9 protein-coding genes are annotated in these 16,399 nt (G+C 47.0%); 5 read left to right on the top strand and 4 right to left on the bottom strand.

Features of this window, described 5'->3' with window-relative positions:
- Positions 1-216: 216 nt before the first annotated feature.
- The 3 genes from NZM01_07300 to NZM01_07290 all read left to right on the top strand — a co-directional run bounded on the left by NZM01_07300 (position 217) and on the right by NZM01_07290 (position 6,860).
- On the top strand, positions 217-2,835 hold the full coding sequence (locus NZM01_07300; GenBank protein ID MCS6959839.1) for a CHAT domain-containing protein: 2,619 nt from the start codon (positions 217-219) through the stop codon (positions 2,833-2,835).
- Positions 2,836-2,943: 108 nt separating this feature from the next.
- Positions 2,944-6,183: a CHASE2 domain-containing protein gene (locus tag NZM01_07295; protein MCS6959838.1), complete on the top strand. Its 3,240-nt coding sequence runs from the start codon at positions 2,944-2,946 to the stop codon at positions 6,181-6,183.
- A 44-nt stretch (positions 6,184-6,227) separates the two neighbouring features.
- The gene (locus tag NZM01_07290) at positions 6,228-6,860 is read left to right on the top strand and encodes a DUF928 domain-containing protein (GenBank protein ID MCS6959837.1); all 633 of its coding nucleotides are present in this window, start codon (positions 6,228-6,230) and stop codon (positions 6,858-6,860) included.
- A gap of 1 nt (position 6,861) precedes the next feature.
- Here the strand turns inward: NZM01_07290 and NZM01_07285 are convergent, their stop codons facing one another.
- From NZM01_07285 to NZM01_07270, 4 genes are read right to left on the bottom strand one after another with little or no spacing between them, the layout of a single operon-like run.
- Positions 6,862-10,422: a filamentous hemagglutinin N-terminal domain-containing protein gene (locus tag NZM01_07285; protein MCS6959836.1), complete on the bottom strand. Its 3,561-nt coding sequence runs from the start codon at positions 10,420-10,422 to the stop codon at positions 6,862-6,864.
- Positions 10,423-10,435: 13 nt separating this feature from the next.
- A complete protein-coding gene (locus NZM01_07280) occupies positions 10,436-11,227 on the bottom strand; it encodes a Uma2 family endonuclease (protein MCS6959835.1) in 792 nt (263 codons plus the stop codon).
- Between the two features lie 22 nt (positions 11,228-11,249).
- Complete coding sequence (locus NZM01_07275; GenBank protein ID MCS6959834.1) at positions 11,250-11,999, bottom strand: Uma2 family endonuclease; 750 nt, start codon at positions 11,997-11,999, stop codon at positions 11,250-11,252.
- Positions 12,000-12,044: 45 nt separating this feature from the next.
- Positions 12,045-13,601: a BamA/TamA family outer membrane protein gene (locus NZM01_07270; GenBank protein MCS6959833.1), complete on the bottom strand. Its 1,557-nt coding sequence runs from the start codon at positions 13,599-13,601 to the stop codon at positions 12,045-12,047.
- Between the two features lie 509 nt (positions 13,602-14,110).
- On the opposite strand from NZM01_07270, the gene NZM01_07265 reads away from it, so the two are divergent.
- Both NZM01_07265 and NZM01_07260 read left to right on the top strand, forming a co-directional pair.
- A complete protein-coding gene (locus NZM01_07265; GenBank protein MCS6959832.1) occupies positions 14,111-15,118 on the top strand; it encodes a 5'/3'-nucleotidase SurE in 1,008 nt (335 codons plus the stop codon).
- Between the two features lie 177 nt (positions 15,119-15,295).
- Positions 15,296-15,976, top strand: coding sequence for a class I SAM-dependent methyltransferase (locus NZM01_07260; protein ID MCS6959831.1), 681 nt, complete (start codon positions 15,296-15,298; stop codon positions 15,974-15,976).
- Positions 15,977-16,399: the final 423 nt, after the last annotated feature.

Here is a 16,399-nt window from a genome sequence, read left to right as displayed (position 1 = left end):
CTCTTTTACCTAGGAGTTACTTATTGTCTCTGTCTTGGTAGTTACCTAAAATTGTTTGGCAAAGCAGATGGGCAGTAGCTAGTTGAGAGTAACACAGCGAAAATAGTCAGTATGTCCTCCATGAGGTGAGAACCAATTGCAAGGCAGTTGTAGCGAGTAATTATGACTAGCACAGTACGGGGTATATTATCCATGTATATGTAGCTTTGTCGAAGTATGTTACAGCAATGGGTTGGCACGGTTGTCTTTTGCTTGTGCGTTGTGTCTCTGTCCCTCTCTGCTTCAGAACTGGCAAGAAAAGCTTACGAGGAGGGTAACTACAAATTAGCAGTAGCTCTGTGGCAAGATTCATTGCGAAAATTTGAACGACAGGGGGATATAGCCAATCAAGCTATGGCTCTAAGTAATATCTCCCTTGCCTGGCAAAAACTGGGGGAATGGGAGAAAGCTACTACAACTATCGATCGGAGTCTCTCCCTGTTATCATCTGGTGTTATAGAGAATAAATTACTACTAGCCCAGGCACTGGATATTCATGGACAACTATGGCAAGAGAGGGGCAAACCAGCACAGGCGATTGCCTCCTGGCAGAAGGCAGCCAAACTCTACGCAGACCTGGGGCAAACAGAAAGACTGATCCAAAATCAACTAAATCAAGCGATCGCTCTACGATCGTTAGGGTTATATAGCAGGTCTTGTAGTATTATTTTGCAGACATTAGGATGGAGAGGGCAAGAATGCCAAATTACGCAGCAGGACATAGACAATCTAAACAAAAATAATCAAATCAATCCCCAGCAACTTAGTACAGCATTGCGGCAATTAGCTGACACATTACGGGTTGTCGGGAAACTTACCCAAGCAGAACAATTGCTGCAGTTAAGTTTGAACTACGTAACAACAACTCAAGAGAAACAAAGGGTTTATCTCAGCCTAGGAGATACATATCGTACCCTAGCGATACGTCAAACGAACACTGCCAATACAGATTTACAGAGACATTACCGCGAACTAGCACACAAGCATTATTTGCTGAGTGGGAATACCTTGGCAAGCAAGTTAGGGCTATTGCGGCTAGCAATCGATAGAAGTGAAGCAATAGATTCTCTTGTTCCATCGATCGAGGCAGACCTACAAACCTCATCTCCTAGTCAACTCACTGTTTTCACACGCCTTGAGCTAGCTCAGCATCTGTTATGTCAATCCCATCCAGCCCTATCAGAATTAGCCAAGTTACAGGCATCGCCGATTATGCAGTCCTGTCGCCCTAACTTTTCTTCAGAAAAAGAGATACCCTGGATGAAAATCATAGACTTGTTGCAGACCGCCATAGCAGAGGCGCAGACCTTGGAGAACAAGAGAGCAGAGTCCTATGCAGTGGGCTATCTAGCAGGAGTGTATCACCAGCAAGGTAAGTTGCAACAGGCAGAAACTCTTACTCTCCAGGCTCTAGCTTTAGCGGCAACGGCAGGAGCATCTGACATAACTTATCTTTGGCAGTGGCAGTTAGGGAGAATCAGCCGTGCCCAGCAAAGAACAGCAGACAGTTTAAGTTTTTATGCTGCCGCCTTTCAAACTCTACAACCCCTGCGGCGTGACCTAGTGGCAATCAATCCAGAAATTCAGTTTACCTTTCGTGACAGTATTGAACCAATCTATCGAGAATACGTAGATTTACTGTTGGCAGACAGGAATCCTAGCCAGTCAAATTTGCAGCAGGCAAGAAATGTAATTGAGGCGTTACAGCTAGCAGAACTGGATGACTTTTTCCGCGAAGCTTGCATTAATGTCAAACCCAAGGTAATTGATGCGATCGACCCCCGTGCTGCTGTATTTTACCCTGTGATTGGTTACCGTCGCCTAGATGTGATTGTTAAACTCCCAGGGGATCAGAATCTGTTGCACTATGCAATTCCTGTAGAAAAGACTAGCGTAGAATCAACTCTGAAGGCACTACAAACCTATCTACCCGATCGGACTCGATCGGCGCAAGTACGTCAGCTATCCCAGACAGTTTATAGCTGGTTAATTCGTCCTGTACAAGACAGATTAGCAGCGATCCAAGCTCAACAAAATGAGCCAATAAATCTAGTCTTTGTTTTAGATGGCATCTTACGCAATGTACCGATGGCAGCCCTCTATGATGGCAAGGCATATCTAATTCAGAAATATCCTGTTGCTGTTGCTCCTAGCTTACAATTAGTTGATCCCCAGCCCTTAGCTAAGGTAGAGATCGCAGCACTAGTAGCAGGAATTAGTCAAGAGCGCGCAGTACAAGGTAGGAGTTTTGTGGCATTGCCGCAAGTAGAGTCAGAATTAGTGTCAGTGCAAGGGAAAGTAAAAACAAAAGATAAACTACTTAACCCTAACTTCACCAGTTTTAATTTGCAAGAGAGGTTGGCAACAAAAGATGTCTCGATCGTTCACATTGCTACCCACGGCAAATTTAGTTCTATTGCTGAGGAGACTTTTGTATTGTTGTGGGATCAGCTCCTCAATGTCAAGGAATTTGATCAAATTTTACGGGCAACAGAGCGTGGCAAGCCCATAGAATTATTAGTTCTGAGTGCTTGTGAAACAGCTGCTGGAGACAATCGAGCAGCATTAGGGTTAGCAGGGGTAGCGATCAGAGCAGGAGCGAGAAGTACCTTGGCTACCTTGTGGCCCGTGGATGATGTCTTTACCGCGTTTTTTATGGAGCGATTTTACACAGAATTAAGTAAACCTGGGGTAACCAAGGCATTAGCATTACGCAAAGCACAACTAGCAGCATTACAAGTGGAGAACCGTCCCTATTTTTGGGCACCCTACATTTTAATTGGCAATTGGCTGTAAGGGGCAGTAGTAGTATCACCGAATAACAACAGCCTGGGAAATTAATTGCCCAAAGAGAAAACAGACTTATAGAATGGAAAGGGAATAAGCCTAATTAGGTATACAGCTGTGGTCAAATATATCAACCTAGAACTCACAGGGCAGGTGCTAGATGGCTATGCAGTGCGCTGCGAAGTAGGAGAAATTAAAAATAGTGTCTTACAGCGCCAGGGAGTGGTAACTGGTAAACTCCCTTCTCCTGCAGAGATATGTGCAACTCACAAGCGCTGGCAAATTCTGCATAGCTATGTTAGTCACAGCTTGTTGAAAATTAGGTGTCAAGATGAGATAACTATTAACAATGGGGGAAATTTGGACACTTCCATACGAGAGTTAGATACAATATCTGTAGAGTTAAAGCAGGGAATAAATAGGTGGTTACAAGCAGATTATTTCCAGGAAATAAATGACTATCTATTAAGTTATTTTCACGATCAAGATGAAATAATTTTCACTCTAACAACCGAGGATCAACAAATACAAACCTTACCCCTTCATCTCTGGGAATTTTTTGACAACTACTCCCATGCTACCTTTTCCCTGGGTTACCATAGCCCTAGCTTATCTGTGTCAACCGATGATAATACAGGCAGACTTTTAGTCATTATAGGACATAATGGTCATACTGGCGGCAGTGCTGACCGACAAGTGTTAGAGAAATTTATGGGTAGTAATCTATGCTACCTAGAAGAGCCTACAACAAAGGCTCTAATCGAAGTTCTTAATACACAAAATTTTGCAGCAATATACTTTGCTGATTATAACTTTCACCCTATCGACAAGGGCTATCTTAGACTAAATCAGACTGAAATCATACCTATTAAAAATTTTAAGTCCATGCTGAAGCAGCAAGTTCACCAGCGATTGAAGTTAGCGATCATTAATTCCTATAATGCTGTAGAGTTAGCGAGGGAACTGACAACCTTGGGCTTAGGGCAAATTGTAGCAATGATCCATCCCCTACCCGGCTATATCAACCACCAATTTTTGGGACATTTTTTAGAAGAATTTTACAACCATAATTCATTATGTTTATCAGTTCGGCGTGCGAGGGAGAAATTAACAGCTTGGCAGGTACACTTCCCCTATATTAGCTGGTTACCTATCATATGGCAAAACAGTTTATTGATTGGTAAATTTCTCTTTTGGAAACATATTTTTCCTCCACCTCCCTTTAGTCTCAATGTCACATTGCCCGATCGTGATGAAGAAGAAACTCTCCTGATGGCTGTTGATCCTGCGATTGGAATTTTAGAGAGTAGAGGATACAAAGTGTTGGGGGTTTTGGGGCAGGGGGGATTTGGCAAAACCTACAGAGCTGTACAAAGTGATGGTAGATTTGTAGCCATAAAACAGCTATTGTTTAGGGAAGGAAAAGATAAACAAGCTCTTGTAGAAAGATTTCTCAAGGAGGCAAATGTTTTGCAGAAATTGGGTAGTCATCCCCAAATCCCTAGTTTCTATGGTTGTTTCTGGGAAGGTGACAATTATTTTATTGTGCAGGAATTTATAGAAGGCATAACCCTTGATCAGGAACTAGCACAGGCTACTAAATTTTCTGAAGATTATGTCAAACAATTAGTAGAGGATGTACTTAATGTTTTATCCTTTGTGCACTCTAACAACTTCATTCACAGAGACGTTAAGCCCCAAAATTTAATCAGGCGAAGCTCTGATCAAAAAATAGTGTTGATTGACTTCGGTGTTGTCAAGGAAAATGTCGGTACTAACTTGAACTTGTCTATCCGTGTTGGTACTCCCAAATATATGCCCGTTGAGCAATACTACAATAATCCTGTGTTTGCTAGTGACATTTTCGCCCTAGGGATAGTTGCTATAGAGTGTCTAAATGGATTGACAATACTCAGTGATAATTTGGAACCTGCTTCTTTGGCACAACGATTATCAATATCAGAGGGATTTGCTAGTTTTCTACTCAAGTGTATTGCTGATAAAGCTGCCGATCGCTATAAAGATGCCAAAACAGCTCTGTTAGCACTACAGTCCTTGGATAACCAGCCGCCAACCTTTGCTAAAACTACCGTAGCTCTGCCTAAGCCACATCCTCTTACCTCTATAAAATCTTTACTCCCTCTTGTTCTGTCGACTTTTGCAGTTTTAGCAGTACGATATGTAGGTTTACTGCAGGGGGTAGAACTATTTGCCTATGATTTACTGTTGCGGATACGACCAGGTGAGTTTCCCGATGAACGCTTAGTATTTATCACCATAGATGACAAAGACCTTAGTTTTCAAGATGAAAAAGGTTGGCAGAGAAGGGGGTCGATCGCAGATGCAGCTCTGGAATTGACAATTAGGAAATTAAATGCCCTAGGAGCTCAAACGATCGGGCTAGATATTTATCGAGACGGCGAGCCTGATACTGGGACTATTACCAATCTCTATGCATCCCAAAGTAATTTAATCGGGGTGTGTAAGGTTGCTGATCCTGAAATTGATGTACCAGAAATACCACCTCCTACGGGTTTAAGGAAAGAGCAGGTGGGTTTCAGTGATGTCCCTGATGATAATGATATTGTGCGCAGGCAACTAGTATTTATGACCCCGCCAAAGTTAGAGGGAAAATGTGTTGCTAGTTTGGGTTTTGCTACACAGGTAGCTCTGCATTACTTACGCAGTAAAGGGGTTAGCCCAGCGGTCGAAGGGGGACTTATACGAATTGGTGGAGTTAAATTATTCCCCTTAGAATCCCATAGTGGTGGCTACCAAAGAGTGGATATGCGTGGTCATCAAATTTTGCTCAACTATCGTGCTGTTGATGCAGTGCAGAGTTTCGGCTATCGTTCTAACCGATCGGTACAAAATCTAGCTCCTTCTCTGTCATTACGTGATTTTCTGAATGAGGAAATTCCGCCTGAACGCATTAAAGGTAAAATTATCCTGATTGGTGTCACCAGTACCAGTTCTGATGATTATTGGCAGACTCCCATTAGTAAAGGAAGAGTGGCAGGATTGTATATACAAGGGCAAATGGTTAGTCAACTTGTCAGCGCTGTTTTGGATGGGAGAACTTTGCTTCGCCCTCTGCCATTTTGGCAAGACTATCTTTGGATGTTTGTGGGGGCAGGGATCGGCTGTATAATTTATCGCATATCTCGTACTCGTGTTATCTTCCTGGGTACTACACTTGCTGGTTGCCTAGCATTATTTATTGTCTACTTTCTCCTATTTGCCAAGGGGCTGTGGATACCTTTTGTACCAACAATTGTTTCTATGATCTTAGCTCAAGGGGGGACACATCTCCTGTCTTACTCTACCAAAATAGCTCATAATAGAAATCGACTGTAAAGTTTGGTAGTTTGAGCTGTCCCTGTTCGGTTTGGAGTCTGGTAATGAAAAATTTCTGGTTGTTTGTACCAATGATGGCTGCCACGATCGGGCTGATCTTACCTTTGCCTGCCCAGGAGAACGAGCCGACTAGTGTCTGGAGCATGGTTTTGGGTAGGAGTGCCCCAGGGGGGAGACGTAAGGGCGCTGCCAGTCGTGGCTGTTCACCCCAAGTTACTCCTATTGCTTTGGTGCCTGACCCTGCCAAAGCTTGGGCTTTAACCAGTAGCCCTACTCCTCGTTTCTGGTTTTATCTGCCCCAATTGCCGCCACAAATTCGATCGGCGGAGTTTGTGCTACAGGATACCCAGGATAATGACATCTATCGCACTACTATTTCCTTGACAGGCAAAGCTGGTTTAGTGCGGGTGGCTGTGCCAAATGTGCAAGGAAAGACTTTGGACACAGGGAGAACCTATCGATGGACTTTCCAAGTGCCCTGTGAACAAAACAGTTGGGTGGTTTTGGAGAGCCATACTGGTAGGGATACTGAAGGGAAAACTACTCCCTGGTTAGACAAGGTAGATACTGTTGCCAGCCAGGTAGTGGCAAATCCCCAAAATGTAGAGGCACGCAAAGCTTGGCTAAAACTTCTCCAAGAGCTGGAGCTGCCAGAACTGGCTAAAGCCCCCCTTTAGCTCAGGGCAACCTACATCTCTGCTGGTAGGCACCAAGCCGCACTAACTTTCCTCTAGGGTCGTAGTCCACCAGTACCACATTCCCTTTGCCGTCTGCCACCCAGCCTAGGGCAGGGGGTGTCTCACCTTTATCGATCGTGTTTTTCTCCCCCCTGGTGGAAGGACTTGCTACAATAGGCGCCACAGCATCCGCTAGACCCACCTCCGTCTCTGAGCGAAAATTATCCCCAACTGTTGGGGGCACTCCTCCTCTCCCTTTGATCACAAACTGACTGCCCTGCCGTACTCGACAGACATTGCTGTTGACTAACTGCAAAGGATCAACCGTGTTTTGGGGAAGATTGACCAAGCCCTTGCTGGGGTCAGCCTCTGGAGTACTGATGTTGACTTGCCCGCTCAGATTGGGGTCAGGATTGGTAGTGGAAATCGCCAGAATATTGGCGCTGTTGGGGAAATCTCTGAAAGGGTTGAAATTACTCAAGTCTTCTCTGCCCAGTAATCTTTGAATTTCAGGACGGGAAAGAGTGCGAAAACCCAAAACTGCCTTAGCAGTAATGGCAATTCTACCGCCTTGCTTCTCAGCGTTGGCTGTGATGTTTGTGTTGGGAAAGCCAATCAGGGTGTTCGCATTGATGGTAATGTTACCCCCAGTGGCATTGCGAAAGGCATTGGCTTCGATTTCACTGTTGTTCCTCAGTCGTACATCGCTAGCGTTAATCACAATGTTTGCTTCACTTCCTCTAAGAGCAGAGGCAGTAATACTAGAGTTGTCAATGCTTAGAGCATCAGTAGTAATCTGCAGGCTACCTGCACCTTTGGCACCCGAAAAGTCACTCACAGAAATACTCGCTCCCTCACCTAGACGGAGAAGAGGAGTCTCGATCGTTAAATTGCCCCCCTTCCCTGCTGCCCTTGATCTAGCCTGCGCTCGAATGATAGTTGGTGAATTGTCGGTCGGTGCTCTACCCTTTGCCTCTAGGAGTTGAGATGCCCTGACAAATAGAGAACCACCATCCCCCTTGCCATCAGTGGTAGCAGAAATAAAAGCCCCCCCAGTTAAACGGAGAATAGCAGTTTCGATGGATAAATTACCACCGCTTCCTTCTGCTCCCTCTTGCACAGAGACACCTATAGCGGTACCAGAACCGCTTGCTTCCAGAAGTTGCGAGGCTTTAATGAGCACAGTCCCTGCCTTTCCTCTGCCAAAGGTGGCAGCTGCAATCTGCGCCCCCTCAGTTAGACGGAGAATAGGGGTCTCTATTGTTAAATCCCCACCCTTCCCTTCTGCCCCAGCATCAACATCTGCCCGAATACCACTTGCCAAATCGTCAAGCCCTCTTGCTACTGCTTCTACTGATTGAGAGGCTTTGATAGATAGGTTTCCCCCATCACCTTTGCCAAAGGTAACGGCTTGAATTTTTGCCCCCCCAGTCAAACGGAGAGTGGCAGTCTCAATAGATAAATTGCCGCCCTTTCCCTCTGCTTGTGGCTGGACGGATACATCAATGAGGCTACCAGAATCCTTAGCTTCTAAGAGCTGAGAGACCTTGAGGGAGAGGTTACCTCCATTGCCCCTACCAAAGGTGCCAGAGGCAATTTGTGCTCCTTCAGTTAACCGAAGCGTGGGTGTTTCAATCGTTAAATTACCGCCCTTGCCTTCACCTCCTACAGCAACATTGGCAAAAATTCCACTAGCAGCTTTACCAGTGCTTGATCTACCAATTGCTTCTAGGAGTTGGGAAGCTTCAATAGCTAGAGTCCCTCCGTCCCCTTTACCAAAAGTGCCGCTGGAAATTTGGGCTCCTCCAGACAGGCGGAGAGTATCAGTTGTAATGACTAAATTACCCCCCTTCCCTTCGGCTCCTGGCTGCACAGAGGCACTGATAAGGCTATTCCCTGTGGCTTCTACTAGTTGGGATGCCTTGATAAATAGGTTTCCCCCGTCCCCTCTGCCGAAGGTGGCAGTACCAATTTGTGCTCCCTCCACTAAACGGAGAACAGGAGTATCTATGAATATGTTACCTCCCCTGCCTTCTGCTTCTGGTCCAACATCTGCACTAATATCACTAGCAATCTTGCCATCAAGCGATCTGCCCTGCAATTCCAAGAGCTGAGAGGCTTTAATAAATACTGTCCCTCCATCTCCCCTGCCAAAGGTACTAGCAGAAATCTGGGCCCCTTCAGTCAAACGGAGCGTGGGAGCCTCGATCGTTAGATTGCCCCCCTGTCCTGTTGCTATCGGTTGCACGGACGTGTCAATGACGATGCCGGGACCTCTTCCCTCTACCAGTTTATCTGATTTAATGAATACTGTTCCGCCATCCCCCTTGCCAAGAGTAGTGCTGGAAATCTGGGCTCTATCAGTCAACCGCAGGGTAGGTGTTTTGATGGTTATGTTACCTCCTTTTCCCTGCCCTCCCACACCAACGCTGGCAGAAATGCTGCTACGGCTTGCCTCCATAGCTTGAGATGCTACGATGACCAAAGTTCCTCCCTCGCCTCTGCCAAACGTATCAGTGGTAATTGAAGCTCTATCACTTAAACGGAGAGTGGGAGTTTCGATCCTCAAGCTGCCGCCCTTCCCCTCTGCTCCCGGTAGAACCGATGCATCAACAAAACTTGGCAATTCTCCTACGATTTCTACCAATTCAGATGCTCTGATGATAAGACTGCCACCATCTTTACTACTTGTAGTGCCGGCAAAAACCTGCGCCCCATTCCTCAGTTGCACGTTCCTGCCCTGGATTTGTATATTGCCATCGCTGCTGTAAGCACCAGCAACATCTCTCAGGCTAATGTCGCTAAAAATGGTGTCGTCACTGTAGCGCAAAATCATGTTCGGCTGAATATTTATATCTCCCGATCGGACACTGCCAATTTCCAGAAAACCCGCTGGTGCAGACACTACCCCCCCCACAAGATTTACTGCCCCACCAACGAGAGCCAATGTCTTTCCTCGGTTCGTTGCTAAGCTGGTTTGCAGTTTTCCTGTGCCGTCTCTGTTGGCAGTCCTTACGTCTATCGCTCCTGCATTCTCCCTAAACCGCAATCCCACAGGAATGTTGACGACTAACAAAGGTGGGGCAGTAGGGTTGGTGGCACTGAATTCAACGTTGTTGGGAAACATAAAACTATTAGCTGTTGTCCCAAGGAATGACCCCTGCAAATCTAAACGGGCACCACCACCAAAAACTATACCCGCTGGATTGGTAAAGAATAGGTTAGCCTCCCCCAAGACTCCCAAGGTGCCATTGATATTGGAAACATTTCCCCCTGTTACCCTAGTGATGATGTTCTCAATACCCCCAGGATTGCTGAAGTAGACTCCCTGACCTGTATTGACATTAAATTCCTGAAAACTATGAAATAGGTTGACTCCTCTGACGGCACCACCATCAATTCGTGTCGCCGGTAGGTCTCGAATTGTCACGTTGGGGATAACAACAGAAGTCTCCCCTCCAAGAGTCCGATCGGGAATAATCTGTGCTCTCCCTGGAACACCCCACAGTACCAAAATACTGAGGATGTGCAGGGAATGAGAGAGTAACCGATCGATGTCCATATGTGCCCCCAACTTATGTCTGTAGTGTATCAGGGTCAATGCCTAACGATCGGAGTTTGGCTATTAGTTTCTCTTTCTGCTGCCGTTCCTGTTCTGCGCGTTGATACTCAAATTCCGCTCTTTGGCGCTCTAGTTCTGCCCTTTGGCGCTCTAGTTCTGCTCGTTCTTCACCCGTGGGCAGCAACTTCCCTTCCCCATCGTACCACCGCAGCCAGGGTAATTCCATGCCACAGTAGCATCCCTGCCATATCCCCAACGACACCCCCATCTCCGGAATGAATATATGCCCTCGAGCATTGGCAACCATCCTCTGATACCGATCGTTGACCAAGTGATACACCTCTACCGCCCCCTTGCTCACCTCATAAATCCCATAGTAGGGAACCCTTATCCCCTGCTCATACACCCAAAACTTGCCTGGCTTGCAACCAGGGCTTGGGGGAGTCTGGTCTCTCTCTTCTCTGCCATCCCCTGACACAAACTCAATCACAATCAAAGGTGGGACTTTCTCCTGCCACAGGACATAGGAGCGGCGGTATTTGCCCTCGAGCATGGGGGGTACATTGGGGACATAAAACCAATCTGGTGCTATGCAGCCCTTGAGGGGGTCTGCGGTTATTTGCCAGTAGATGCCGCTGTCTTGACCTATGGTGAACTGACCATCGGGATGGAGTTGCTGCAGGATGGGGTAAATGGCGCTGGTGAGCAAGATACTTTGGGGATGTTCAGCAAAGTTTTCCACGATCGCACCATCGGATTCGGGTAGTTGATTGTGGTCAGGGAGTAGGTTAACTGTAACAACCATGGCTGGACTCCAAATGGACTGCTCATTCTTGCAAAGTATCAGGGTCAATGCCTAGGGATCGGAGTTTAGCTGCTAATTTTTCCTTCTGCTGTCGTTCCTGTTCTGCTCTTTGACGCTCCAGCTCCGCCCGTTCTTCCCCTGTGGGCAGCAGCTTCCCCTCCCTGTCGTACCAGCGCAGCCAGGGCAACTCCATGCCACAGTAACACCCCCGCCATATCCCCAATCCCACTCCCATCTCAGGAATGAATATCTGCCCCCCCTCTTTGGCAACCAGCCGCTGATACCGATCGTTGACCAAATGATAAACCTCCACTCTCCCTGGGCTGACTTCATAAATGACATAATACGGAACCCCTATCCCCTGCTCATACACCCAAAACTTGCCTGGCTTGCAACCAGGGCTTGGGGGAGTCTGGTCTCTCTCTTCTCTGCCATCCCCTGACACAAACTCCATCACAATCAAAGGTGGGACTTTCTCCTGCCACAGGACATAGGAGCGGCGGTATTTGCCCTCGAGCATAGGGGGTACATTGGGGACATAAAACCAATCTGGTGCTATGCAGCCCTTGAGGGGGTCTGCGGTTATTTGCCAGTAGATGCCGCTGTCTTGCCCTATGGTGAACTGACCATCGGGATGGAGTTGCTGCAGGATGGGGTAAATGGCGCTGGTGAGCAAGATGCTTTGGGGATGTTCGGCGAAGTTTTCCACGATCGCACCATCGGATTCAGGTAGTTGGGTGTGGTCAGGCAGAGAGTTAACAGCAACAACCATAGGCGAATCTCCCAGGGGCTACATCCATGATAGAGGCTGACAGGCTTAGAAAGCCCTGTACTCCAGGGAAAACAAAATGTTGTTTGTGCCCAAAGCATTGCCTGCTGCGTCGGTGAGATTGAGAGGAACACCAACATCTAACCTTGTTGTCAACCGATCGCCTAGACGAAATTGCAGTCCCAACCCCAGAGAATAGAGTGTACCGTTGCGAGCAGCCAAGCCAGGAGTAGCACCAGCACTCCAAGTTGTCCCAAAATCAGCGAAGGGAATTACTTGTAAAACATCTTGGGGAGAGAAGCGCGCGATCGGTATTTGCACCTCTGTGGACAGGAAAAAACCACTGTCAGCCAAAATAGTGTCCTGTCGGTAGCCCCGTACACTGCGAAAACCGCCCACAGCAAATTGTTCTTGGGGTACCAGAGGGCGATTCGCTAATTGGGTATCAACACGGGTCACCCACAGACTATCAGCACCCAACGATCGGACATATTGTCCCTGGAAGCGCCAAGCAAGGAACCGACTATCAGGGGGATCAGGGTTAATCGTTGCTCCCAGTAAGCCGACACCGTAACTAAATTGCGATCGAGCTTGGAAAACTTCCAGCCTACCGCGGGTCAGGTAATCTTGAAAGAAACGAATAGCTGCAATGCGAGTGTTTCCCCCAGGGTCAGCCCCAGGTGCTAATTGAAATGGCTCCCCCCCCAGGGTGGATTGACTCGCTTGATAGGAAGCAGTTAAACCCAGAGCTAATTCCTGCAGGGGAGTTTGATACACAGGTTGACGATAGGTAATGCGATAAGTAGGAGACTCCCCCAATATGCTCAAACGATCGAAAGGAGGTTCAATCACAGTACTGCTGGTGCGGTCATACTCCAAAGATAGAGTACCGTTGAGGGGGTTGACAGGAACTAGATAATTAAAGCTAAAAGCATTGCTGCCATCTGTGTTGACATAATTAGCAGAAAGTTTATCGCCGATGCCGGAGAGATTTTGGTAACCAAATGTAACACCTCTACGAACACTACCTACAGCAGGAGACCTGCCGTTGTCGACATTTACTTTCAACTCAAAAGGTTCAGATTCCGTTACAACCACATCCAAACGACTCAAATTGGGATTAGGACCAGGTGATAACTCTGCTGTGACACTGCTAATCAAGGGATCAAGCCGCAGTAATTGTAATCCTTCCAACAGTCGGTTTTGATTCAAGGGAGATGCACCAGCCACTGCCAAGCGGGAGCGCACATAATTAGGGTCAAGCCTGCGGAGTCCCGTAACCGTGATTTCTTCCAGACCACCCTCAATAATTTCAATGGTGATGACGGCATCTTTGGGGGAGAGGATTTGTCCTGCGGGGATTTTCGCACCAGAATTAATATAGCCAGCCTCTACGTATTTCTGAGTGATACGTGCTTCTAAATCCAAGAGGTCACTAAATGATACTTCCCTGCCGATCAGAGGAGCTGCCGCTGTCAAAATCTCCGCATCTGAAAACACAGTATTCCCCTTTAGCACGAAGCCCTTAATTTTTATTAATTCCTGGGCAATTGCTCCCTGGGAGTAAAATAGCGGGAAAAGAACAAGCAGCCAACCTCTGGGCATACAGCATTAACAATAGCAATACTCTAGCCAGTTTAGTCTATAGTCGACGGAAACAGCAATAGAGGTTTGATTAGGGATGAGTAATGTAGTTCTAACAGATGATTTCTCCTATCTTGATGCACATTTCTCAGTCTTTTTGCCGACTTAATGCAGTAACAATTCTGCGGATGAGTGCAAGGGATGCCATAGAAAACTGCACATATTACCGCTTGGTAAGAGACATTTCTTATAACCTGCAAAAGGTGGCAAAGACCAACAAAATTTCTACAGCCAATCAAGAGCGATCGGGAGTAAAAAGTTAATGATACTTCCCTGACAGTTAGAGGGACTGTCTGCTTACAGAACTCTGGGCATCCGTGATAGATTTCTTTCAGCCTCTTCTCCCCACTCGATGGAAAAAACGATCGATTCCACAATTTCAGACTCTATGAGTTGCATGGGAAGAAAAATTAAGTAATCTGACAGAATCAGTATTACTCTGAACTTGGCGATTTTCTACTGGAACCTTTATGACTAGCAAAAATCTACTACTAATTTCGTTTTGTGTCTTGGCGGGATTGTGTGCTAGAGCAGAAGCCCTAGATATTGTTCTCACCAATGACGACGGCGTTGAATCTGCCCTGACCCAAGCCCTGGCAAGTTCCCTTCGTGCAGCGGGACACCGAGTGATTGTTTCTGCACCAGCTCAGGACCAAAGTGGCACAGGAGGGGGAATCAACTTTCTGCGTCCCATCACTGCTCTAACTGCTCCTTCCCGCGGTGGGGCTATAGCTAATGGTGCACCTGGAATTGGTATTTTACCTGGTGATCCCCAGAGTTTCTATGTCAATAGCTCGCCAGTCGCTGCCTCTCTCTATGGCATTGATATTGCCGCTCCCAGAGTTTTCGGTAAACTTCCTGACCTGGTCATCAGTGGACCTAACTACGGTAACAACACAGGTTTAATCAACAACCACTCCGGTACAGTCAATGCAGCGTTGATTGCTATCAATCGGGGTATTCCCGCCATCGCTGTTAGTTGTGAAGCCCCTTTGAACTATCGTCCTGTTTCCCAGTTGCAGAGGGGGGATATTGACTTTGAAATTGCCGAAATTGTTGTCCTGTTAGTGAATACTCTGGAAGCACGTCGCACCGTTGGGGGAAATGCCCTTTTACCCCCTGGTATTGGTCTCAATGTCAACATCCCCGCTTTTACAGCAGGTAGGGGCAAAGATTTACCCATTCGCTTCAGTCGGGTAGGCTTAGCTTCCTTTGTCATTCCTTTCTTCACAGAGAACCTCTCCCAAGACCCCGTAGCTCAACAATTTGGTGCAAATGTGGCTGCGCCTGGGGTTACTCTCTCTCTGTCTCCTAGCTTACCTAGGGGTCTGTCTGTGCTGCCTGATGTGAATCCTACTTCGGAACAAAATGTAGTCCGATCGGGGGCAGTGGCAATTTCAGTGATCGAAGGTACTCACCAAGCTCCTGAGGAAACAAGACTACAGGTCATCCAGAAGCTCGATAGTTTGGTGCGTTGATTATGCTCCCCCACTCCCTGGAGAAATTGATTTGGAAAGATTGTCTTGATATTCATTTCTGCAGAGGAGTAAAACATGCCAAAAACCCGCACCAACCTGCCCAGATCAAATATGTCCCGATGAGGTAAAAGGGAGCGATAAGATTTTGTAGAACAACGTATCAGTTTTCCCTACACTATGGTGCAGCGTATTCTGGAACCAGAAGTGATGGATTCCCCCCAAGCAGCGATCGAGTACGACCGCATGGACTTTACGGCAGTCAACACTGATTTTGCCCGTACGGCACTACAGCTAGGGGCTAGGGGTCACATTCTCGACATCGGCACAGGGACAGCCAGGATTCCCATTATTCTCTGTCAGTTTGCTAATGACTCCACCATGCACATCACGGCGATCGATTTAGCCCAGAGTATGCTTGACCTTGCCAAAATCAACGTCACTGCTGCCCAGCTTGAGCACCAAATTACCTTGGAACTGGCAGACGCAAAGCAGTTACCCTACGCTGACCATACGTTTGATGTAGTGATTTCCAACAGCATCGTGCATCACCTGCCAGACCCTCGCCCTTTCTTTCGGGAAGCCCTGCGGGTACTAAAACCAGGGGGAGGCATTTTGATCAGGGATTTAATGAGACCAAAAACGATCGAGGAGCTAGAGCAGATAGTTGACACGATTGGGGCAGGCTACAACCCAGACCAGCGCCAGCTATTTTATGATTCTCTTCATGCTGCCTTTACCCTAGAGGAAGTGGAGACAATGTTGGTAGAGTGTCAATGGCCAGGGGTAGAAGTGTATGCCTCCTCGGATCGGCATTGGACAATTTCCCGACCTTTCTTGGGAGGCGGTGTTGTCAAGTAAATCATAACTAATTTCTCTACCGTTCTGTTGACTCTGAATAGGTCTCCACCATAATACTACTTTGACCTTCTGCCTAAATCCGTATTGGTACACCATAAACTTTGGGCTGGCTCACCAGCTCTGCTCCATATCGTTCCCTCTCATCTTTGAGAGAGATTGTCACTTGCCATCGGTTTAATCAAGGCATTATCCTCCTGTTAACTATCACGACCTTACATAGACCGGGTCTACTAGCACTGAGCCTGACTATGTCACTCGCAACTTTTTGCCATGGTATTTAGCAGGGGTATCTTGGATGGAATTAAGCTCAGCGGTGCTTTATCGACTGCGAGGTGGGTGACCTAGCTCACAGGTACCAGGCTAATTGTCTTTAGCTGTAACTTAATGCTTGACATTTTTATTAAGCCCCTGTAGTGTAGAGGG

This window comes from Pseudanabaenaceae cyanobacterium SKYG29 (assembly GCA_025055675.1).
In the GTDB taxonomy this organism is placed as follows: domain Bacteria; phylum Cyanobacteriota; class Cyanobacteriia; order Pseudanabaenales; family Pseudanabaenaceae; genus M5B4.
This window is presented reverse-complemented; position numbering and strand designations above follow the sequence as displayed.

Coding starts and splice junctions, on each gene's coding strand:
- NZM01_07280 (MCS6959835.1), bottom strand. CDS start 11,227: ATGGTTGTTACAGTTAACCTACTCCCTGACCACAATCAACTACCCGAA.
- NZM01_07300 (MCS6959839.1), top strand. CDS start 217: ATGTTACAGCAATGGGTTGGCACGGTTGTCTTTTGCTTGTGCGTTGTG.
- NZM01_07290 (MCS6959837.1), top strand. CDS start 6,228: ATGAAAAATTTCTGGTTGTTTGTACCAATGATGGCTGCCACGATCGGG.
- NZM01_07275 (MCS6959834.1), bottom strand. CDS start 11,999: ATGGTTGTTGCTGTTAACTCTCTGCCTGACCACACCCAACTACCTGAA.
- NZM01_07270 (MCS6959833.1), bottom strand. CDS start 13,601: ATGCCCAGAGGTTGGCTGCTTGTTCTTTTCCCGCTATTTTACTCCCAG.
- NZM01_07260 (MCS6959831.1), top strand. CDS start 15,296: ATGGTGCAGCGTATTCTGGAACCAGAAGTGATGGATTCCCCCCAAGCA.
- NZM01_07265 (MCS6959832.1), top strand. CDS start 14,111: ATGACTAGCAAAAATCTACTACTAATTTCGTTTTGTGTCTTGGCGGGA.
- NZM01_07285 (MCS6959836.1), bottom strand. CDS start 10,422: ATGGACATCGATCGGTTACTCTCTCATTCCCTGCACATCCTCAGTATT.